Origin of the sequence: Paenibacillus aurantius, assembly GCF_032268605.1 — a bacterium.
GTDB classification, from domain to species: Bacteria; Bacillota; Bacilli; order Paenibacillales; family NBRC-103111; genus Paenibacillus_AO; species Paenibacillus_AO aurantius.
Genome location: NZ_CP130318.1, coordinates 2,798,049 through 2,817,980, shown reverse-complemented (window position 1 = coordinate 2,817,980; position 19,932 = coordinate 2,798,049). Strand labels below are relative to the sequence as shown.

Here is a 19,932-nt window from a genome sequence, read left to right as displayed (position 1 = left end):
TATTTGGGATAATATAACCAGAATCCGGCCTTCTATTCCAGAAATTTCTTCTTATCCCCTTTACCCCATGCTATAATGGGGCAAACATGGGTTTATCAAATCTTAAAGGTTTAGGTGATTGACTAATGCCAAACGGGTTACGCCGCTTCTTCCCTCTGTTTATGCAAGCGTTTACTTTGCTGCTTCTTTGCTTCCTTCCGCTTTTTCTAACGGAATTCATGAGCCGGGGGGAGCTAAGGGAGGAGGCGGCCTGGGTCCTGCGCGGCGGACCGGCTTTCTGGGTGAATACGCTGCTGATGCTCGGTCTTCTGCTCCTGCTGACCTCCGTGTTAGGAAGGCTCCGGTGGTCGTATTGGCTCGTTTCCGCCATCCTGCTTACCCTATCCCTGGTGAGTGGAATCAAGCTGAAGATGCTTGGCGTCCCTCTTCTTCCTTGGGATTTCGTTCTGGCGGGGGAAACCAAAGACATGGCGGGATACATCAAGGGAATCGTTACGCCGGGCAGCGTTCTGGCGCTGGTGACCTTTGCTGTCCTGAGTTACCTGGTGCTGTACAGGCTCTCTTCCCTTCCCCTCAGGATAGGGTGGTCAACCAGGTTGTGGTGCGGGGCGGGAGCCGCTGCCATTCTCGTGATTCTCTACATGGACAAACCGGTCAATCCCCTGCTTGCGGTTAACATCAAGCCGCTGGCCTGGAACCAGGCGGAGAATGTCCGTGCGAACGGCTTTGCCCTATCCACTCTGCTCAATACGAAGCTGAGTCCGGGCGGAGAGATTAACGGCTACACCGACGAAGCCGTGAATGCGATCATGGACCAGTCCGTTCCGGTCGCGGGCGAGCCTTCCAGCTTCCAGCCTAACGTGATTGTCGTTCTGAGCGAATCGTTCTGGGATCCGACCGTCATGACCAACGTGTCGTTCAGCCGTGATCCGCTGCCCTTCTTCCACTCCCTTCAGAAGACATCCACAAGCGGATGGCTGCTTTCGCCGCAGTTCGGAGGAGGAACGGCCAATGTCGAATTCGAGGTGCTCACCGGCAATTCCATGCGCTTCCTGCCGCAGGGATCTATCGCCTACAACCAATATATTGATAAACCGATCGACACCCTCGCTTCCATCCTGACCCGTCAGGGCTACACGGCAACGGCCGTCAGTCCCTTCCACAACTGGTACTTCAATTCCCGCAAGGTGTACGAGAATTTCGGATTCGGCCAATTCATTCCGATAGAATTCTTTAATCCTGTATATGAGGGCCCTTATATAGCAGACCGCGAGGTGGCGAATGTCATCATCTCTGAAAGCCGTAAAACGCCCGGGCGCGACTTTATTTTTGCCAATACGATGGAAAATCACTTCCATTACTATCCGGGTAAATTCAATGACAACACCATCAAAGTAAACGGTCCGGTCAATGCCGACTCGCGGGGTCAGCTGGAAACCTATGCCCAAGGAACCTCGTCCGCCGACGCGATGCTTCAGCAGCTGGTGGAGCATTACAAGACCGTAGACGAACCTACGATTGTTGTGTTTTTCGGCGATCATCTGCCCTTCCTCGGAGACGATTATAAGGTTTACAAGGATGCCAAGTATTTGACGGACGGCGATCCCGATCTGCTCAACAAAATGTACCGGACCCCGTATGTGGTGTGGAATAACTATCTGCCGGAGAACCCCGCTCGGGTAGACATGAGCCCCTCCTTCCTCGGGCCATATGTGCTTAAACAAGCCAAGCTGCAAGGGAACGCTTACACCGACTTTCTATCCCGGTTGTATGAGCGGATTCCCCTTATTCCCCCGAAGGATAAATATGAACAATACCGGATTAAAGAGGATGACTTAAAGGAATACGAAACCCTCCAATATGACGTCTTGTTTGGGGAGCAGCATCTATTCAAAAAAGAAAAGGACCGGATCCTCCAGCCCGGTTACCGGTTGGGGTACGGTCCTCTCGAGATCGAGAAAGTAAGTCCGGAAGCTTTGGCTCCCGGAGGCCAGGCGGATCTGAAGATAACGGTTACGGGGGCCAACCTTCCCGCCTTGGGGGTCCTTTATGCTAACGGCAAAGCCCTGGTTACAAAAGCCGGTCAGCCCGGCACCCTGTCGGCTTCCCTGCCGAAGGACCTGCTGAAAGCCGGCTCGGTCGAGCTTAAGGTGAAGGTCATCGACAGCAAGGAGACGGTCATCGCCGAAACCGCCGGTGTCACCCTGCCGGTTCAGCCCTCCGCCCCTTAATCGAACAGGTAGTAAGGCAGCCGGGAGATTCCCGGCTGCCTTTGCTGTAAAGAAGCATGAACGCAAAAAAAACAGTCCCTCGGTAGACTAATCTACCGCAGGGACTGCTTTCGGTTCTGCTTTCTTACAGCTTTACAACGTTCTCGGCTTGCGGTCCGCGGTTGCCTTGAACTACGTTGAATTCAACGGCTTGTCCTTCGTCCAACGATTTGAAGCCTTCACCTTGAATAGCGCTGAAGTGAACGAATACGTCGCTTCCGCCTTCCACTTCGATGAAGCCAAAGCCTTTCTCTGCGTTAAACCATTTCACTGTTCCTGTTTGCATGGAATCTACCTCCAAAAAGTATTAATATGTTCCTAATCCTCATAAAAAAGAAAATTCACACATTGAGAAATGGACATTTACAAAAATGAACCCTTCTCAATACGTGAATTCCGGTTTCAGATTTATAGCTTGTTCCAAGTATACCACTTCGTTTCGGTTTCAGCAAGTGGTAAACGCTCTCTTTTCCATTATAAACGAAAAAGAGAGCCCTTATACCTGCCGGCTGGAAGCGATCCCCGTATTAACCCTTTGGAGGAAATGGATCGTTCCCGTAGCTGTTGGATTCGGAAATTTTACCGTCCTTGTTGTGGATTTTATGCTCGGTCTCGGACTGTCTGGCTTCCTCCCGGCCTTGCTTCTCGGCCTCGTCTTTGGTGTTATGATGACTGAGCTTTCTGCCGTTCTTCTGGTTGTCCCAGCCCCCCTTGGGGTTAGGGGTAGTGTGAACCGATGCTGGATTGGTGTCGGCCATGATAATCCCTCCTTCTGGTTTGCTAATTATATACCCTGCGGCTCAGCTGCCGAAGCAGGGAGGCTCCCTTACTGCCTTCGGCGGATATAATCCAGGATGGGATCCAGGGATTGCTTAGGCACTTGAGCAATCAGATCTCCTACCCGGTCAAGGCGTTCTTCGATGGTAAGCAATGTATAATCACGGGGATCGGCATTTTGTCGAACCTCCTCCCACAGCAGGGGAGTTGAGACCGTCGCCTCCGGTCTCGCCCTTGGCGTGTAGGGGGCCGCCAGGCTTTTGCCAGCCGCATGTTGAACGTAATCGATGTAAATCCGGTTTCCCCGCTCATGAAGAAGCCGTTCGACCGTGAACCAATCCGGGTATTTCTGCGCCAGGTACGTTCCGATGAACTTGCCGATTCTTTTCAAATCCATGAACCGGTAGCCGTCTCGGATCGGGATAATAATCTGAACGCCTGTCGCTCCGGATGTTTTGGGAACGGACTGGATTCCGAGCTCGTCCAGGGTTTCTCCTATCAGAGAGACCGCCTCCATGAGCTGGGGACGCTTGTCCTCGCTGGGATCGATATCCAGCACCCACTCCGCCGGCTCCTCCCCTCCGATGTACTCGAAGCTGGGATGAAACTCCAAGGCGGCCAGATTTCCCAGCCATAACAGCGTGGGCAGGGAATCGAGATGGATATAGGTGATCTCCTCATGCTCGGCTGTCCGGACGTAGTCGGGAAGCGGGCGCGGAGCATTTTTCTGGTAAAAGGACTTTCCCCCGATCCCGTTCGGATAGCGAATCGTAGTCAGGTACCGGTCCCGGCAGTACGGCAGAAGATAGGGGCCAAGGCCACCAGCTTCTGAAGGTACATCACCTTGCTGATGCCAAGGTCCGGCCAGTATACCTTCTCCGGGTGAGTGACGGTGACTTCCTCCCCTTCGACTTCCAGAATCTCTTCCTCGCGTTCTCTCATAAGGCAATCCCTCCTAAGGAGAGCAGCTTGGGATGACGGAGCAGCCCCGTATTCGTAAGCTCCCTGGCTGTCACCTGAGCGGTTAACGGGCGCTGCAGCCAGAAGACTTCCGTACCGCGGAGGCCTTCCGGTTCGATGGAAAAATAATCTCCGGGTTTCCTTCCTACTTCAAGCTGCAGCAGCTGTTTCTTCGCCCTGCCGCTCAATCCGGAGGAGACCCGGCCGGCATAGATTCCATTCCGGCGCATGACCAGGCTGGAAACCCGCCCCTCCTTAACGATAACACCCGGGATGTCCGTTTCCAGCTGGAGCACAATTTTGCGCTTCAGCCAGTCCTCCCCGTGATCCTTACCACTGCGGTAAGGACCCTCCAGCCGTTTGCTGACGATTCCTTCCCAGCCGTGGGCGCCAACCCATTCCCATAAGCAGTCCGCATCTTCATACAGCTCGGTGAAGACGAGCGGTTCCTCCCAGGAAGCGGCCAGCTCCTGCAACGCCCCGTATCGCTCGCGAAACGGCTTCGGCCGCCAGTCCTCCTGACCAAGCTGCAGCAGATCGAAGAGCATGTAACGGACCGGGTGATCCGCTGCGGCACGACGGATCACAGCGGGGTCCGTCAGCTTATCGCGCTGCTGCATCCTCTGAAAGCTTGGGGCGCCTGTCTCGCCATCGGGAAGAACCGCTTCTCCGTCCAGGAGGAAGGTTCCTTCAAGCGCGGATAACGCTTGGACAAGCTCCGGGTAGACGGCTGTCTTCGGCTGCATCCGCTTGGAGAACAGCTCCACCCTTCCGTTGTCAACCAAGGCCAAGATACGAAACCCGTCATACTTCAGCTGGCAGACCCGGTCGGCATCCGCAGGCAGGCGATCCACCAGTATCGGCGACATGGGGATGAACAGGGCCATGCTTTAAGCACCTGTTTTTTTGGAACGTGATTTCGAACGGGTTTTGGCCGGCTTGGACGCCTTGGATTCGGCTGGGCGGCGCGAGCTTCCCCCGGAACGGGCTTTCTTCTCGTTATCCTCCGAAGTCTTCTTAGCCGGACGGCGCTCCGCTCCTTCAGACTGCTTCAAGCTCGCCTTGAGCGCATCCATCAGGCTAACAACATTCGGGTTCTTTTCTTCCGGAGCGAATTTCACTTCCTTGCCCTCGACCTTATCCTCAATAGCCTCCAGCAGGCGTTCGCGGTATTCGTCTTCATATTTGTCCGGTTCGAAGGCCGAGCTCAGCTGATCAATCAGCATGACCGCCATATCCAGCTCTCTCTTGTCTACCTTGGACGCTTCGGGGAGATTGGGAATTTCCTCTTTAGGCCGGATTTCTTCTGCAAAGTACATCGTGACCATAGAAAGCACCCCGTCCGCTACCCGGATGGCCGCGAGAGAGCTCTTGGAACGGATGGTTACGTTCGCGATCCCTATCTTGTTTGTCTCCTCCAGCGCCTGTACGAACAGGTTATAGGCGTGAGCTCCTGTTTCTTCCGGAGCAAGGTAATAGGTCTTCTGGAAATAGATGGGGTCGATTTCTTCCAGGTCCACAAAATCCAGGATGCGAATCTCCCGGGACGACTCCGACGCGAGCTGGTTCAGCTCCTTCTTATCGAAGGTAACGAAGTGGCCGGGTTCGTATTCATAGCCCTTCACGATTTCGTCCCAGCTGACGTCGCTTTCGCATTTCGGGCAGGTGCGGGTGTAATGAATCGGTACGTTATATTCTTTATGAAGCATTTTCATAGGAATGTCATTGTCTTGGGTGGCGGTGAACATTTTGACCGGTACATTCACGAGGCCAAAGCTGACCGCGCCTTTCCATACGGTTTGCATCGTCAATTCCCCTCCCGGCATGGATTTCCTTACTCAATCGGTATACGGGTTATTAACCGTAAGGGGGTTAGCCCAATCATGGAGAGAGATGGTAGGGAGCCGGATGCATGGTAAATCGCAAGAAAAAGGGAGCCTGCATTCAGCTACCGGTTTCCGTTTTGAGTGCAATATTAAATTGTCATGAAAAATGCAGTGCGAACTGGCAACAGGTTGACACTCCATTTTTATTGTACATTTTAAAATCAACCATTTGACACGGATGAGGTTTCATCGATTTTACGATCAAAGATATTACCTTCATAATGGAATCTTTCATAAAAATTTTGGAATTATTTAGATGGGGATCTTTATTTTAGTCGTATAATGAGATTATGGAAATAATTGGGGGGGGGTGCCATGTGTATCGATTTATAATGATCTTATTAATGGTGTTTCTTTTCCCTGCTTGTTCCCAGCCATTGCGTGATAATCGCACCTCAGAAGCGGTTGCCAAGGTGGACGTTGGAGCCGGCATGGTTGTATTCAAACATATGAATGACAATATGGAGCGCGGAAACAAGGAGTTTTCCGGGGTTGGTGTAGTTATTGATCAAGGCCATTATAAATCCAACCCTGTTCAAAGAGGCGACATCGTTTATTACAAAAATCCGCAGGCAGCTAAAAGCAATAACGGTTTACAAAACAACGAAATTTCAAGAGTTGTTGCGCTTCCTGGAGAGAGTATTCGAATTGAACAAGGTCAGCTTTATATCAACGGGAAGAAACTGGATACCTTTTATGGTCAAGCACATTGGGGTGGAATGGACTTGGCTCAATTAAAGAAACAAAGTTCAAATTCGGAAGCTGTTAAAAGTGTAATTAAAATTATTCAGGAAAGCGATGAGACCAACAAGCAAGAATTGAAAATTCCTGACGGGCAGTATTATATTATCGGGGATAATTGGATTCGAAGCGGTGATAGCAGACATTTCGGCCCGATTTCAAAAGACAGCATTCTTGGAAAAGTGAAAGGTTATAATTAAACGTTGCCACAGAAATGGATCGTTGGCCTTCCCCACGAACGATTCTAAGGAAAAAGAAATAAATGAAAAAGAGCTTGGTTGATAGCCAAGCTCTTCCTTTTGCCACTTCAAATCCTATATAGTTTTGTGCCATTTTCCGTTAGTTTCACGCCAAGCCCTCAGGACTTTACCCGCGGCAGAACGCCACGACGTCCCGGTAAGGAAGGCTTCCGCCGAAAATATCCAATGCGCTGCCGATGGTGATGTCCATCCGGCCCCCGCTCAAACGTTCGAACTCCCGCAGGTCTTCGATGGAGCGTGCGCCGCCCGCGTAAGTCGTGGGGATCGTCACGCATTCAGCCAGATGGCTGACAAGGCTACCCAAAATACCGGTCCGCTTGCCTTCCACGTCAACGGCATGGATCAGAAACTCGTCGCAGTACGCTTCGAGCTCCCGAAGATTGTCGGCGTTGACCTCGAAGGAGCTGAACGTTCTCCACTGGTTCGTCACGACGAACCACTTGCCGTCCCGCTCGCGGCAGCTTAGGTCGATAACGAGCCGCTCCCGTCCGACCTCGCGGTGGATTTGCTCCAGGTGACCGCGGTTCAGCTCCCCATCCTGGAAGATATAGGAGGTTACAATGACATGAGAGGCCCCCGCTTCCAGATAAGAAGCGGCATTGCCCGGGTGAATGCCGCCTCCAATCTGAAGACCGCCCGGATAGCTTTCCAGAGCTTGGACAGCGGCCTCGTGGTTGCCGCCGCCCAGCATGATCACATGGCCGCCGGTCAGCCCGTCCTGCTTGAACAAGTCCGCATAAAATGCGGAGTCCTTCTCCGATACGAAATTTTCCACAACCCGGTTCGGGTCGTCCGTCAACGTCTCCCCCACGATTTGCTTCACTTTGCCTTGGTGCAGGTCGATGCACGGCCTGAATTTCATGATTACCTCTACCCTTCTTCTTGATTCTCTTGGCCGATCGGCTCCTGGATCAGACGGAGCTTCGGCCAGCGGGCCAGCCAGCCCTTGGTCCTTACCCTTGCGAGAAAAAAGGCCGGATCCCGGAAATAGGGACTCCGTCTAACCAGAAGCCCGAACAGATCCCCGCTTCCATGCGGGGCGATCCATTCCAGCCGGCCTTCCTGCGTAAGCCGCACTCCAGTTGCCGTCGCCGTCTCCGGCCAGCGTTTCATCGCATCCTCGACAGAGGAATACGGCTCCGCTTGACCGTTGCGCCGATGCATCCTGGCCTGGTTCTTCACCGACCAGCCGTTCCGCCGGAGAAGCTTGCGGAGCGTCTCTTCGTGTTCCTTCTCCTCCTGCTCGTCCGTTCGGGAAGGATCGTAGTAGATCACGTCACGATCGTTCAATGGTGTTCGAGTGTCATACCCGTGCAGCTTGTCCCATACATAATTGCGGATCCAGCCGGCCGATAGGCAGGCCTGCGGGAGGCCGATCATCCGGACCGCTTCCAGCTCGCTCACCATCTCCTCATCTTCCCGGATCCAGGAGAGAGCCTGTTCGATCTCTCTCATCCTTGTCCCGCACCCTCCGCCAGCCTGATCTTCGAATAAAGCTCCAGACAAAGCTGAACCGATTCCACCAGCAGATCATGAACTTCAGCAAGGCCGAGAAGCTCCAACTCCTCTTGCTTGGCCTCCTCCATCCTCGCGAAATCCTGAGACATATCCTCTTGAAGAGCCGGCAAAAAGAGCGGGTCGATTTCCTCGATCGTTCCGATAAGGGCAGGATCGATGGCAGAAGACCGCCACTGTAGCCCGTAATGGTCCGCCAGCTTGCCGTTCAGCCGCCAAAAGTCGCGATACGATTGCTGTTGGGCTTCCTTCTTGGCGGGCTGAGGCAGAAGGCCGATCCGCGGGTGGTAAATCCTCCTCACCCACAAATCGTCGGACACCAGATGAAAGTAGTAGCCGAGATGAAAAGGCGTGCTCTCATCCGGCTTGTATTTGGCTTGAAAAGCAGCGTAATCCGGGTAGCTTCTTCCCTCCTCCTTCACGAGAAAGTGGGAGAGGGGCTTCGGCACGTTCATGTTTTTGTGAACATCGGGAGCGATTCCCCCTAGCTGGAAAAGCTCGTTTTCGATCCCCAGCTCTCGCTGAAGCAGAACGGTAATGGCGTAATGCATCATTCTGGAGCCCATTGTTAACCTCTCCTTTGGGGACATTCGGATCGAACCCGTCCCGTTCCGCGTTAGTTCAGGTAACCGATTTTTCGGAGGACGAGTTCCGTAAAAGGATTCAAATCCGGAATCGGCTGATCGAGTGCAAAATACTTCAGCTCCAGCCCTTCATCATCGTTCACCGTGGGGATCCCTTCCACTCCGACCGCTTCGTACACGGCCATCACGTTGTACACTTCATCCCCATGCGGATAGCGGTAATACATGTCCTGTCCGGACAAGAGGGCGATCAGCTGGAAGGCCTTGGCCGTTAAGCCGGCCTCCTCCTGCAATTCCCGTGCTGCCGCTTCCTCCAGCGACTCCCCCAGCTCCAGCGCGCCGCCAAGGGTTCCCCAGTCGAAGCTGTCGCTCCGCTTCTGAAGAAGAAGGTGACCCTCCTCGTTGCGGACCAGAACACAGGCCCCCGGCATCAGGAGAGGCCGGGAACCTAGCGTTTCCCGCAGTTCCATTATGTAACCCATCGTTATCCCCCTATTCTAAAAAAAGAACACCAAGGCCCGTTCGTCCCTGATGTTCCATGCCATGTGTTGAACAGACGCCGTGGGTTTATCCGCTAATTATAACCCATTCGGCCGCCGCTTGTCAGATCTTTATCCCTTCGGACCTTATTCGCGGAAGTGGCACATCGAGCCGGTAAGGAAACCTCCAGCCCCCTACAGCTCCTTGAAATAGAAAACGGTCTCATGCAGCTGCCCGTCAGGGGATTTGGCATAGTTGGGAATACGACCCACTTCCTGGAAGTTAAGAGAGCGGTAAAGATGATTGGCCGGATCCCCCGTCCGGGTATCAAGGATGAGCAGCGTTCGTCCCTGCTCCTTCGCTTCTTCCTCGAGACGCTGCATAAGCATGCGGCCCACGCCCTTCCGGCGTTCCCCCGGCAAGATCATCAGCTTGGCGACTTCCGCACGGTGTCCGGCATTACGCTTCATGGCCAGATGCAGCTGGACGCTTCCGATGATTCGGTTATCGCGCTTGGCAATCCACAGAATGACGCCCGGGCTCATGAGCTTTCCCCAGTAGTTAGCGGCTTCTTCCCGGCTTAAGGGGGGCAGGAAACCAACGGAGGCTCCGTCCTCCACCACCGCAATAAGCAGATCGGTTAATCCGGCGATCCGGTCGTTATCCATGGAATTCACGGTAATAATGTCGACTTGGGCCATTTTCTCAGTCCTCTCTAATATTAATCTATTCCAATAGTTTACCTGATTTCCGACAAAAAGGGCAAAAAAAAAGAATCCTTCCGGGTTTCTTGACCCGAAAGGATCGGTTTCTTCCCCACCATCACGAACAAACGGCACGCTTAATCCCGCAGATGCTGAACGTTGAACAGGCGGGCATAGGAGCCGTCCAGCCGCATGAGCTCGGCGTGCGTTCCCTTCTCGGTAATCTCCCCATGCTCCATCACGACGATTAGATCCGCATGCGTGATGGTGGACAAACGGTGAGCCACAATCAGCGTAGTGCGGCCCCGGGAGAGACTGTCGAGGGACTCCTGGATGAGATGCTCGGACTCCAGATCCAAGGCAGAGGTCGCTTCGTCCAGAATAAGAATCTCCGGATTCTTAAGGAACACGCGGGCGATGGCAACCCGCTGCTTCTGGCCACCCGACAGTTTGACGCCCCTCTCCCCGATCTCTGTGTCATACCCGTTAGGCAGGGCGCTGATGAAGTCATGGGCGTTGGCCGCTTGAGCCGCTTGAATCATCTCCTCCTCCGTAGCTTGGGGATTCCCCATCCGAATGTTTTCCCGGACCGTTCCGCTGAACAGAATGTTGTCCTGCAGCACCATCCCGATGTGTCCCCTCAAGCTTTTCAAGGTGATGTCCCGGAGATCGGTGCCTCCAACCCGGATGCTTCCTTCCTGAATGTCATAGAAGCGGGGGATAAGGCTGATCAGGGAGGACTTGCCGCCCCCGCTCATTCCGACGAAGGCCACCGTCTGTCCCGGTTCAATGGTGAGCGAGATGTCCTTCAGCACCCATTCAGCGGACTTGTCATACCGGAAGGAAACCCGATCGAACTCGATCCGGCCCCGGGCCGTTCCGATCGGCTTGGCCCTGTCCGTATCCTTGATATCGTAGGGCTCATTCCACAGCTCCAGTACCCGTTCCAGCGAGGCGCTCGCCTGGGTCAGTTCCGTAGAGGAGTTAACAATCCTCCGAAGCGGGCTGTACAGCCGGTCCAGATACGCGAAAAAAGCTACAAAGGCCCCGAGCGTCAGGTTACCGTGAATGACCTGATATCCCCCGTAGCTGATAACCAGCAGAGGAGCGATATCCGTTAGGGTATTGATGATGGAATTCGTAAGCGCGTTCCATTTGGTCAAGGCGATGGCACGGGAGAGAAATTTGCCGTTCCGCTCCTTGAACTGTCCCTGCTCGTGCTGCTCGAGGGTAAAGCTTTTGATGACCGGCATGCCGTTCACCCGTTCATACAGGTAGCCCTGCATCTCGGCCAGCGCCTGCGAGCGGGACTTCGAAAGCTGGCGGAGCCGCTTGTACAGCAGCTTCACCGAAACCCCGTAAAAGGGAAAAATCGCCACCGCGGCGACCGTCAGCCAGAAATCCATATGAAGCATGAAGCCCATCGCAATCGTGAGGGTGAACAAATCGAGCCAGACGTTCATCATCCCGGTCTCCACCAGGCTCTTCGTCTGCTCTGCGTCGTTGATCATGCGGGAAATAATTTCCCCCGTTTTGCGGTTCTGGTAATACCGGAGCGACAGCTTCTGGGCATGCTCATACAACCGGCTTCGAAGGTCGTACAGAATGCGGCTCGTCGTGAGCTGGGCAAAATATTGGCGGAAATATTCCACCGGCGCCCGGATGATCACGAAAAGGACGAACGCCCCGGCCATGACGGTGAACAGCTTCTGCGTCTTCTCGGCAGGCGGCCCGCCCCCGAGCAGCAGGGTATCGACGACATACTTCATAATAAGAGGAAGGGTTAAAGGAATGCCGAACTTGACCATCCCGATCAGAACGGTAACCAGAATTAGCTTCCAATAAGGCTTGACAAAAACAAGATAAGAGCGGAATCCAGACATGGCGGTTCTCCTTTGGCAAGGTGGATAAAGGAAACAATCTTATTATTATAGTAGTACCGGCCCAAGGGTTCAATGTCGATCTGGGCCATTACGCCTTGTTTTCGTAGAGGGCCCTGTGTTTTTGCTTCATCCGAAGGTAATCGGCATCCTCCTTCGCTTCAAACCATTTTTCCTTGAAGATCGCCGCGGCTTCCGCCTTTACGGGATCGTTGGTATAGGGCAGCACCTTCCCGTTCTCCTTCGAGTACTTGCGGCCCCCTTTGTGGTTGGTGTACCTCCGCGCCCTCGTATAGCCCATCTGAAGAAATTTCCGGGCCATGTCCATCCCGACGAAATCGTCCGCTTCCTTGTACTCGAGAAACATCCGGTAAATGATCTCCGACGATTCCTCCGCAATCTCCGGAGTTTTGAAACGCCAATGGGGCAAAATTTCGCTTTTGTAAGGCTCCACGAGCAGCACGCCCTGCTCTCCCCGGCCGACCGTGTAAAGCTCCGGATGCCGGCGGAAATCGGTATGCTCGAAATCCAGGGTGTAGTCGAAGGCTTTGGCCATCGGAATCTCTCCTTCCCTCCGTAGATTTTCTCTATCCTTATATACCCTTAATCGGGCAAAGGAACACGGTAGGACGGCATAGAGCCGGCCAGAGAAGCAAATGCTACAGGGGATGGGCTTGCCTAACAAAAGAACAAGGAGAGGATCTTGTGACCGACCAGGACGGCAAAGTGATGAACGACCAAGCCAAAACCATTAACCGGAATTTCAAAACACCGGAAGAAGCTAATGAGATCAAGACGGAAGAGAACGGAGTCACCAACTCCGGCGACGACGCGGTTGGGGCCATCACCAGTCACCTTAACAAAACGGCAGCCTTTGATGAATCTCCCGACGCCTAGAATGGGAAAAAAGGCATGCTGTAAAAAGGCGGGTCCTCTCGGATCCGTCTTTTGCCATGGGGCTCGTAAGGGATGAGGAATTTGGCATGGACACGATGCGATGTCAGGCGGTATGGGTAAATCTTGAAATAAAAGCTTATAAGCAGGCAGGAGGCTGGCGATGAACAAAAAGTGGTGGAAGGAAAGCGTGGTGTATCAGATCTACCCAATGAGCTTTAAGGATTCGGACGGGGACGGCATCGGGGATCTGCAGGGGGTCATCTCCAAGCTGGATTACTTGAAGGATCTCGGCATTGACGTCATCTGGATCTGCCCCATTTATCAGTCTCCTAACCATGACAACGGGTATGATATCAGCGATTATTGTGCTATTATGGACGCGTTCGGAACGATGAAGGATTTCGACGAGCTGCTTGCGGAGGCCCATGCCCGGGGAATCAAGCTGATTATGGATCTGGTGGTTAATCACACCTCGGACGAGCATCCCTGGTTTATCGAATCCCGTTCGTCCAAGGACAGCCCCAAGCGGGATTATTATGTATGGAGGCAGGGCAAAAACGGCGGACCCCCGAACAATTGGGAGTCTTTCTTCAGCGGCAGCGTATGGGAATATGACGAGCCAAGCGGCGATTACTACCTTCACCTCTTCTCCAAGCACCAGCCGGATCTCAACTGGAAAAATCCGGAGGTCATCGAGGAGATCTATAAAATGGTGCGCTGGTGGCTGGACAAGGGCATTGACGGCTTCCGGTTCGACGCCATCGCCCATATCGTGAAGGCCGAAGGCTTTCCTGACGCGGACGATCCCGATAACCGGCCGGTCGTTCCGGCTTACCAGATGTTCTCCAATCTGGAGAAAGTCCACGACCTTCTCCGGGACCTGAACCGCAAGGTTCTGCTTAATTACGACCTGATGACCGTCGGGGAAACGTCCGGTCTCGGTCCGGAGCAGGCACTCTGCTACATAGGCGATGAACGTCACGAGCTCAACATGGTGTTTCAGTTTGAGCACATGCAGCTGGATGCCGCCTTCGGGGGTACCGGCAAATGGGAGCTCCGGCCCTGGAACCTGCTCGAACTGAAGCAGATCATGAGCAAGTGGCAGACCGTTCTGCACGGGAAAGGCTGGAATGCGAACTATTTCAACAACCACGACCAGCCCCGTGCCGTATCCCGTTTCGGCAACGACAAGCTTTACCGGAAGGAATCGGCCAAGCTGCTCGCCACCTTCATTCATACGCTCGAAGGGACGCCTTTCGTCTACCAGGGGGAAGAGATCGGCATGACCAACGTCCGGTTCGACTCCATTGACGACTACCGCGACGTAGAGATTCTGAATTACTATGAAGAGGCCCGCAAGGAAAGAATTCCGGAGGAAACCATCATGAAGGCCATCTGGAGCAAGGGACGCGACAATGCCCGAACTCCCATGCAGTGGGATTCCTCCCCCCAGGCCGGCTTCACCTCCGGCGTTCCCTGGATCCGGGTCAATGCCAACTACCCCGAGGTCAACGCGGAGGAGGCGGTGGCCGATCCGGATTCGGTCTATCACTACTACCGCCGGCTGATTGCCCTGCGCAAAGCCCATGAAGTGATCGTGTACGGAGATTACCAGCTTTTGCTACCGCTTCATCCCGAAATTTATGCGTACACGCGTTCCTGTAACGAAAGCCAACTGCTCGTCCTGCTCAATTTCTTCGAACGGCAGCCCGTCTGCGAGCTTCCGGACTCCATCGAGCTGGAGAAGGCGGAGCTTCTTCTGTCCAACTACGAAGGCTCTTCGCTGGACTCCGGCCGTGACTTTACGATGCAGCCTTATGAAGCGCGGGTGTATCGGCTCTCTTGAAGAGCAGTGGAACCGCAACGGCACAAAGGATAAAAGGGAGCGAGAAACCGATACGAAAGGAAGGGAATGCTTCATGAACGGACAGAACCGCAAAGATATCCGGCCCGGTCTTCAGGTGAACATCGTCCTGAAGAAGGACCAACGCACCGGAAGCCTGACACGGGGAACCGTGAAGGACATTTTGACCAATTCGCCTACCCATCCCCACGGGATCAAGGTACGCCTGGCCGATGGCCAGGTCGGCCGGGTTAAGGAAATTTTGCCGGACTAAGAATCGCCGCTTTATAACGAAAACGAATCGTCAAAAGGCAAATCGCTCCTACTCGAGTTGAAAGGATGTCCCCCGCCCATGATAACGGGATAGCCTGACCATGATTCGTTAGTCCGAAGAAGAAATAGGATAAGGCAAAAAAGCCGTTCCTCCAGTAGAATGACCTACTTTGGGGACTGCTTTTTTGCTTTTTTTGCGTCGGAAGAGCATTCCGAACTCCCCTTATGAAAGGAATTTGAGCCCCTTCTACGGCCTTCCGAAAAAGACTCCCGGCCTTCGCCCTGCTACCTCTCTCCTTTTCCCTGCGCACTAGGCTTCGGCCTCACCCGGCTCGTGGCTTCCGCGATCAGCGGATCGTCGGGCCAATAATGCTTCGGATAACGTCCCTTCAGGTCCTTCTTCACCTCGAAGTAACCGGTTTTCCAGAAGCTTTCCAGGTCCCGCGTCACTTGCACGGGCCGCTGGGCCGGGGAAAGCAGATGAAGCGTTAAGGGCAGCCGCCCTCCGGCAATCCGGGGGGTTTCCCGCAGCCCGAACACTTCCTGAAGCCGCACCGCCAGAACGGGCGCTTCGGGATGGGTATAGTCTATTGGTATTCTCGACCCGCTAGGAACGGTGTAATGCGTGGGCAGCGCTTCTTCCAGTTCTCGTCTCTGCGGCCAGGATAACCGGCTTTCCAGCGCCTGAACCAGATTCAGCCTCTGCAGATCGCTCCGTGTCCTCATCCCGTAGAGCGGATCGCCGAGCCAAGAGTCGAGATCGGCGGCCAGCGCTTCATCCGAAACATCCGGCCACTCCTCCGAGACGGAACGAAGGGCCAGCAGACGCTGCTGAAGCTGCCTCGCCGGCTTCGTCCATGGCAGGAGCTTCAAACCCTCCTCCCGGATGCCGAGGATTAAAGCCTGCTTAACCGCTTCCGGTTCCGGTTCCGGATCCACCGTCTCCTTCAGCGTCAGGGCTCCGAGCTTTATTCGGCGCCGAGCCCGTACGGCTTGGGCGGAGCGGTCCCATTCGACCGTCGCTTCCTCCTCCAGCTGCTCCTGGAAATAACCTTCCAGCTCGGACAGAGCAAGAGGAGCGGCCAACCGGATGCGGCTGTCCACCCCGCGGTCCTCCAGGTCGGCAACGGCCAGGTAGGACTCCGCAGAGAGCGGCTGAAGCTCGGGAAGAGCGGCTCCCCGGCCGCTGGCGAGCAGAAACCGGCCGTCCCCCCGCCGCTCGGCGATCCGGTCGGGGTAGGCGAACGCGAGCAGCACGCCGCACCAGGCGGCATCCCCGGCCCGCCGGTCTTCTCCGCGCACCCCCGCCTCCCGCTTCAGCTGGGCGGCCTCGGCCTCGATCCGCCGGCACGCGGCTCGATCGGCCGCCAGGCCGCCCGTCCCGGCCGTGCCGCTGCCGGCTTCGCCCCGGAAGCCCTTCAGGGCTTCCCAGCGAAGCCGGAGGTCCGCGTTACGGCCGGCATCCGGTCCGCCGCGCAGCACATCCCGCTCTCCGAGAAGCGCCGCCAGCTCGCAAGCCGTGCCGCCCAGGCCGAGCGGAATCGCCCGGCGGATCATGTGCGCGAGCCGCGGGTGCAGCCCGAGGCCGGCCAGCTCCCGGCCGTAGGGCGTGAGGCGGCCGTCGCGGCCGACCGCCCCGAGCCGGGCGAGCAGCTCGCGGGCTTGCGCCAGCGCCGCAGCCGGAGGCGCATCGAGCCAGGCGAGCTCGCCGGCGTCGGCGGCGCCCCACGCGGCCAGCTCCAGCGCGAGCGGCACGAGATCGGCCTCGCGGATCTCCGGCACGCTGTGCGGGGCGAGCCGGCGGTGCTCCTCCTCGGTCCAGAGGCGGTAGCACACGCCCGGTCCCAGGCGCCCGGCCCGTCCGCGCCGCTGGTCGGCGGAGGCAGCCGACACCGGAACCGTCTCCAGCCGGGTCAAGCCGGTGCGCGGCGAGAACCGGGGGACCCGGCTTTGTCCGCTGTCCACGACGACCCGGACCCCTTCGACGGTCAGGCTCGTCTCCGCGATGGAGGTGGTCAAGACCACCTTTCTCCACCCGGGAGCAGCGGGAGTGATGGCCAGGTCCTGGCCTTCTGCGGGAAGGCTTCCGTGCAGGGGGGCTATCACGATCCGGCGGTCCCTAACAAGCGGAAGCAGCGCTTCCTCCACCCGGCGGATTTCGCCCATGCCCGGAAGGAACACGAGCATATCGCCTGTCTCTTCCGCCAAGGCTCGTAAGACCACGCGCGTAACCGCCGGCTCCAGCCTCCCTTCGTAGGGCCTGTCGAGGTAACGCGTCTCCACCGGGTAGCTTCTTCCGCTGCTGGCCAGAATCGGCACGCCCCCCATCAGCCCGGACACGGCCCCGGCATCCATCGTCGCCGACATGACGAGCAGCCGGAGGTCTTCCCTCAAGAGCTGCTGCACCTGCAGGCAAAGGGCCAGCCCCAGGTCGGCTTGCAGGCTTCGCTCGTGGAACTCGTCGAAAATTACGAGGCCGACTCCTTCCAGGGCCTGATCCTGCTGAAGCATGCGGGTCAGCACGCCTTCCGTGATGACCTCGATCCGGGTACGGGGCCCGACCGCCGTATCCTGCCGGACGCGGTACCCGACCGTCTCCCCCGCTTTCTCGCCTAGGGAAGCGGCCATGAAGCGGGCGGCGGCCCGGGCGGCGAGCCGCCTGGGCTCCAGCATGAGGATGCGCCGGCCCTGAAGCCACGGCTCGCGGAGAAGCTCGAGGGGCACGCGGGTCGTTTTGCCGGCTCCCGGCTCAGCCGTCAGAACCGCCCCTGTCCCTTGGCGCAGGGCCTGCTGTAGGGCGGGGATAATGCTATCGATAGGAAGGGTCATGAGATCACTCCATTGGTTGCTCCCTCTCTTTTCTTAGATGGAGAAGGGGTAAAGTAGTGTCTTATCCGGCAGCAAAAGTTCTCTGCCGATAAGGCATTGGACTACCGCTAATCATAAGACAAGGAAGAAGCCCTGACAACTTCCGGTGTCCCTCCCCGCAACAAAAAAAAGAAATACAGCCGGGGCCGTATTTCTTCGTTCCTACACTATAACCTACTTAAATTAACGGTTAGCCATGCTTTCGTTGATCCGATTCAGAATCTCCTCATCGGTCAATCCTTCCGCATTGATGACGGAGGCTTGGGTAACCGCGTTGCTGATTCCCATCATGTTGGCATCCTGTCCGGAAATGACGCAGCAGTCGCATCCTTCCGCCTGGTCCATCGACACCACCTCGTGTCCGCTGTTCTGGAGGGCTTCCGTCATGTGGCTCAAGCTGTTCTCAACGGCGATTCTAGCCATTCGTTCCTCACCTCCCCGGCAGGTTATCTTTCCCTGCTATTATGGATGGGTTGTGGAAGAAATATGCATGCCGCGCCGGTTACTTCAGCCGGTCGATGACGCTGCGCGCGATCCAGACACCGGCCGCTCCCGCCTGAGCCAATCCCCGGGTGATTCCCGCCCCGTCTCCTCCGCAGAACATGCCGCGGATCTCCGTCTCGAACTGCTCTGTCAGTTTCGGACGGGCGGAATAGAATTTGGCCTCCACACCGTAGAAGAGCGTATGCTCCGCAGCGATGCCCGGGGTGACCTTCTCGAGAGCCTGGATCATTTCCACGAGACTCTTCATCGTGTTATACGGAAGAACGAGTCCCAGATCGCCGGGTACGGCTTCCTTGAGCGTCGGCTCCAAAAAGCCTTCTTTGATGCGGTCGGCCGTGGAACGTCGTCCTCTGACGATGTCCCCGTATTTCTGAACGATCACACCTCCGCCGGAGAGATCGTTCGCCCTTTTGCAAATTTCGCGGGCGTATTCGTTCGGCTTGTCGAAGGGCTCCGTAAACTTATGGGAGACAAGCAGAGCAAAGTTCGTATTCGGGGAGCCCAGCTTAGGATCCTTATAGGAATGGCCGTTCGCCGCCATGACCCCGCTGTGATTCTCCACGACGACGTGGCCCGAAGGGTTGCTGCAGAAGGTGCGGACCCGGGTGCCCACGGACGTGTTGAAAATAAATTTCCCTTCATACAAATGCTCGTTGATTTCCCTCATCACGACATCGGAAGTCTCCACGCGTACCCCCACGTCCACCTGGTTGTTCGTCATGGACAACCGGCGCTTCTTCAGAACCTGGGTAAGCCAAGCGGAGCCGTCACGGCCCGGGGCCACCATTACATACGGCGCTTCGAGGATCTCCCCGTTCTTCAGCTGAATGCCCTTAACCACGAGCCCTTCCGCTTCCTTGACCGTCACGACGTCCTCGACCTCCGTCTTGAACAGCATCTCGATGCGCGTGGTCAGGTATTCGTAGATGGACTGCAGAATCTGCAGATTCTGTTCCGTTCCCAGATGCCGAACTTGAGCGCGAAGGAGCTTTAACCCTGCGGCATACGCACGCTGCTCAATGTCCATGACCCGCTCGGTCGTAGGATCCGTAATGTCCCGCACCGCCCCATGCTCGAGGTTAATGTCGTCCACGTAGCGGATCAGTTCAAGCACTTTGGAAGGCGCCAGGTAGTCGGTCATCCAGCCGCCGAATTCGGTGGTGATGTTGAACTTTCCATCGCTGTAGGCACCCGCTCCCCCGAAGCCGCTGGTAATGGAGCAGGCCGGTAGGCAGCCGGCGAAATCCTTTTTCCCGGCCGGCGGCGGGCAGAGCTTGATTTTCTCCTCCAGAATCGGGCAGCTGCGGCGGTAAATATCATGTCCCTTGTCGACCAGCAGAATGCGGGCAGAGGGATGCTTCAAAGTCATTTCGTAGCAGGCAAAAATTCCGGCCGGCCCAGCGCCGACCACGATAAAATCATAGGCTTTCATGGAAAAAGACCTCCTGAATGAGAAGATTGTCAGGCGAAAACCACACAAAAAAACCCAG

19 protein-coding genes and 1 pseudogene are annotated in these 19,932 nt (G+C 55.9%); 5 read left to right on the top strand and 15 right to left on the bottom strand.

Features of this window, described 5'->3' with window-relative positions; translation table 11 throughout:
- The first annotated feature begins 125 nt into the window (after positions 1-125).
- Positions 126-2,231 (top strand): LTA synthase family protein, encoded by a 2,106-nt coding sequence (locus MJA45_RS12805; protein WP_315607634.1) that lies wholly within the window; start codon positions 126-128, stop codon positions 2,229-2,231.
- A gap of 124 nt (positions 2,232-2,355) precedes the next feature.
- Here MJA45_RS12805 and MJA45_RS12800 read toward each other — a convergent pair whose 3' ends face one another.
- From MJA45_RS12800 to ku, 5 genes and pseudogenes are all read right to left on the bottom strand, one after another.
- Complete coding sequence (locus tag MJA45_RS12800) at positions 2,356-2,556, bottom strand: cold-shock protein (protein WP_315607633.1); 201 nt, start codon at positions 2,554-2,556, stop codon at positions 2,356-2,358.
- A gap of 241 nt (positions 2,557-2,797) precedes the next feature.
- Positions 2,798-3,028 carry a DUF2188 domain-containing protein gene (locus MJA45_RS12795; RefSeq protein WP_315607632.1) on the bottom strand — a complete coding sequence of 77 codons (231 nt, stop codon included), beginning with the start codon at positions 3,026-3,028 and terminating at the stop codon, positions 2,798-2,800.
- 68 nt (positions 3,029-3,096) lie between these two features.
- Positions 3,097-3,989, bottom strand: a pseudogene (gene ligD, locus MJA45_RS12790) (non-homologous end-joining DNA ligase).
- A complete protein-coding gene (locus MJA45_RS12785) occupies positions 3,986-4,894 on the bottom strand; it encodes an ATP-dependent DNA ligase (RefSeq protein ID WP_315607631.1) in 909 nt (302 codons plus the stop codon). Before MJA45_RS12785 ends, ligD begins: the two are co-directional and overlap by 4 nt.
- 3 nt (positions 4,895-4,897) lie before the next feature.
- The gene (gene ku, locus MJA45_RS12780) at positions 4,898-5,812 is read right to left on the bottom strand and encodes a non-homologous end joining protein Ku (RefSeq protein WP_315607630.1); all 915 of its coding nucleotides are present in this window, start codon (positions 5,810-5,812) and stop codon (positions 4,898-4,900) included.
- A 413-nt stretch (positions 5,813-6,225) separates the two neighbouring features.
- Here ku and lepB point away from each other — a divergent pair, with 413 nt between their 5' ends.
- The gene (gene lepB, locus MJA45_RS12775; RefSeq protein WP_315607629.1) at positions 6,226-6,834 is read left to right on the top strand and encodes a signal peptidase I; all 609 of its coding nucleotides are present in this window, start codon (positions 6,226-6,228) and stop codon (positions 6,832-6,834) included.
- A 166-nt stretch (positions 6,835-7,000) separates the two neighbouring features.
- Here lepB and hisA read toward each other — a convergent pair whose 3' ends face one another.
- The 7 genes from hisA to MJA45_RS12740 all read right to left on the bottom strand — a co-directional run bounded on the left by hisA (position 7,001) and on the right by MJA45_RS12740 (position 12,613).
- Positions 7,001-7,756: a phosphoribosylformimino-5-aminoimidazole carboxamide ribotide isomerase gene (gene hisA, locus MJA45_RS12770; RefSeq protein WP_315607628.1), complete on the bottom strand. Its 756-nt coding sequence runs from the start codon at positions 7,754-7,756 to the stop codon at positions 7,001-7,003.
- A gap of 8 nt (positions 7,757-7,764) precedes the next feature.
- Complete coding sequence (locus MJA45_RS12765) at positions 7,765-8,349, bottom strand: nucleotidyltransferase family protein (RefSeq protein ID WP_315607627.1); 585 nt, start codon at positions 8,347-8,349, stop codon at positions 7,765-7,767.
- Complete coding sequence (locus MJA45_RS12760) at positions 8,346-8,975, bottom strand: hypothetical protein (RefSeq protein WP_315607626.1); 630 nt, start codon at positions 8,973-8,975, stop codon at positions 8,346-8,348. Before MJA45_RS12760 ends, MJA45_RS12765 begins: the two co-directional genes overlap by 4 nt.
- 50 nt (positions 8,976-9,025) lie before the next feature.
- Entirely contained in the window at positions 9,026-9,475 is a 450-nt protein-coding gene (locus tag MJA45_RS12755) for an NUDIX hydrolase (RefSeq protein WP_315607625.1), read from the bottom strand.
- A 192-nt stretch (positions 9,476-9,667) separates the two neighbouring features.
- Entirely contained in the window at positions 9,668-10,174 is a 507-nt protein-coding gene (locus tag MJA45_RS12750) for a GNAT family N-acetyltransferase (protein ID WP_315607624.1), read from the bottom strand.
- 140 nt (positions 10,175-10,314) lie between these two features.
- Positions 10,315-12,060, bottom strand: coding sequence for an ABC transporter ATP-binding protein (locus MJA45_RS12745; protein WP_315607623.1), 1,746 nt, complete (start codon positions 12,058-12,060; stop codon positions 10,315-10,317).
- An 88-nt stretch (positions 12,061-12,148) separates the two neighbouring features.
- Positions 12,149-12,613 carry a DUF4385 domain-containing protein gene (locus MJA45_RS12740; protein ID WP_315607622.1) on the bottom strand — a complete coding sequence of 155 codons (465 nt, stop codon included), beginning with the start codon at positions 12,611-12,613 and terminating at the stop codon, positions 12,149-12,151.
- Positions 12,614-12,762: 149 nt separating this feature from the next.
- On the opposite strand from MJA45_RS12740, the gene MJA45_RS12735 reads away from it, so the two are divergent.
- The 3 genes from MJA45_RS12735 (at position 12,763) to MJA45_RS12725 (ending at position 15,071) form a co-directional block, all read left to right on the top strand.
- The gene (locus MJA45_RS12735) at positions 12,763-12,954 is read left to right on the top strand and encodes a hypothetical protein (RefSeq protein ID WP_315607621.1); all 192 of its coding nucleotides are present in this window, start codon (positions 12,763-12,765) and stop codon (positions 12,952-12,954) included.
- A 160-nt stretch (positions 12,955-13,114) separates the two neighbouring features.
- Positions 13,115-14,800 (top strand): glycoside hydrolase family 13 protein, encoded by a 1,686-nt coding sequence (locus MJA45_RS12730; RefSeq protein ID WP_315607620.1) that lies wholly within the window; start codon positions 13,115-13,117, stop codon positions 14,798-14,800.
- Positions 14,801-14,873: 73 nt separating this feature from the next.
- Positions 14,874-15,071, top strand: coding sequence for a YwbE family protein (locus tag MJA45_RS12725; RefSeq protein ID WP_315607619.1), 198 nt, complete (start codon positions 14,874-14,876; stop codon positions 15,069-15,071).
- Positions 15,072-15,355: 284 nt separating this feature from the next.
- Here the strand turns inward: MJA45_RS12725 and hrpB are convergent, their stop codons facing one another.
- The 3 genes from hrpB to MJA45_RS12710 form a co-directional block, all read right to left on the bottom strand.
- Positions 15,356-17,899, bottom strand: coding sequence for an ATP-dependent helicase HrpB (gene hrpB / locus MJA45_RS12720; protein WP_315607618.1), 2,544 nt, complete (start codon positions 17,897-17,899; stop codon positions 15,356-15,358).
- A gap of 222 nt (positions 17,900-18,121) precedes the next feature.
- Complete coding sequence (locus tag MJA45_RS12715; RefSeq protein ID WP_315607617.1) at positions 18,122-18,361, bottom strand: YkuS family protein; 240 nt, start codon at positions 18,359-18,361, stop codon at positions 18,122-18,124.
- Positions 18,362-18,440: 79 nt separating this feature from the next.
- Positions 18,441-19,874: an NAD(P)/FAD-dependent oxidoreductase gene (locus tag MJA45_RS12710; RefSeq protein WP_315607616.1), complete on the bottom strand. Its 1,434-nt coding sequence runs from the start codon at positions 19,872-19,874 to the stop codon at positions 18,441-18,443.
- Between the last annotated feature and the right edge of the window lie 58 nt (positions 19,875-19,932).